The following is a 1,350-nucleotide window of genomic DNA, read 5'->3' as shown; positions in this document are numbered from 1 at the left end:
AATGTTCCGGTTCAATGACGAAACCAATACGTTGAATTAATTCTTTCTCAACAATAGGACGATAGTCCTCATGATTTTTTTTTTTTCAAGCAGAAGACGGAATACGAGCTGTCTTAGGGTCTCGTGGGCTCGGAGATGTGTATAAGAGAAAGGATCAGCATCCTCGCCATCGACCTGTCCGCCGGCCCCGGCCAGAGCGACGCGGCCGGCTGCTACATGCCTCCCGTGCACTTCCAGACCTCCGTGGAGTCGTCCAGGCAAGGCGTGTGGGTGTCGTATGCGTGGCTGGTGGACGGCAAGTCCGTCTCGAGCGGCAGGTCGTGGGTGCCGGAGGACGAATACACGGCGTTCGTGACCTCAGGGCAGTACATGCTCAAGGCCGGACACCACACCGTCACCCTGCGGGTCACCTCACCCTCCGCGACGAGCAAGAGCCTGTCCTTCGACGTCTGCGCCCTGGAGACCTGGTGATCCCGGACGCGATCGGCCCCTACCGGGTCGTCAGGCAGATCGGCGAGGGCGGCCAGGGGGTGGTGTACCTCGGCGCGGCTCCCGACGGCACGCAGGTCGCCATCAAGGCGCTGCGCGAAGGGGTTCCCGGTGACGGCCGGTTCGCCAAGGAGATCGCCGCCGCGCGGCGGGTGGAGCCGTTCTGCATCGCACAGGTGCTGGACGCGTCCCTGGGCGCGCGACCGTACATCGTGACAGAGTACGTCGAAGGGCCCTCCCTCCTCGCGGCGGGCCGCCACGCGGGGGCGGACCTGCAGCGGCTGTCCGTCGCGACCGCCACCGCGCTCGTCGCCATCCACCGGGCCGGCGTCGTCCACCGCGACTTCAAGCCCGCGAACGTCCTGCTCGGACGCGACGGGCCGCGCGTCATCGACTTCGGCATCGCCCGCGCCATGGACGACGCGGTGACCCGTACCAGCAGCATTGTGGGGACGCCCGCGTACATGGCGCCCGAGCAGTTCGCGGGCGCGCCCGTCGGGCCGCCTGCGGATGTCTTCGCCTGGGCCTCCGTCATGGTGTACGCGGCGGCCGGCATCCCGCCGTTCGGCAACGACTCGCTGGTGGCGGTGCTCAGGAGGATCCAGTACGACGAGCCCCGGCTCGGCGAGGTGCCCGAGCCGCTGCGCTCGATCGTGTACGCCTGCCTGGCCAAAGACCCGCGGGCCCGCCCCACCATGCAGGACGTCCTCTTCCGGCTCATCGGCGGCCGGTCGCCTGCGCCGGAGGCGTCCGCAGCCCAGGTGCCCGCCGCCCAAGCGCCCGCGCCCTATCCCGGCGCGCCGATCCATGCGTCCCATCCGACCCCCGGCGGGCCGGCGCGGGCGGGGGTCGGATGGGACG

General features: G+C 68.9%; 2 protein-coding genes. Both read left to right on the top strand.

From position 1 onward, the window contains the following. Positions 1-123 precede the first annotated feature (123 nt). Positions 124-471 (top strand): PKD domain-containing protein, encoded by a 348-nt coding sequence (locus ETD85_RS62305; RefSeq protein ID WP_138699095.1) that lies wholly within the window; start codon positions 124-126, stop codon positions 469-471. Further along, positions 468-1,350: serine/threonine-protein kinase (locus ETD85_RS62300; protein ID WP_138699094.1), on the top strand; the 883-nt coding region annotated here is incomplete at its 3' end. The genes ETD85_RS62305 and ETD85_RS62300, both read left to right, overlap by 4 nt.

Source organism: Nonomuraea zeae, assembly GCF_005889725.1.
Lineage (GTDB): Bacteria > Actinomycetota > Actinomycetes > Streptosporangiales > Streptosporangiaceae > Nonomuraea > Nonomuraea zeae.
The sequence above is the reverse complement of the archived record's forward strand: the minus strand, read 5'-3'. Positions and strand labels throughout refer to the sequence as shown.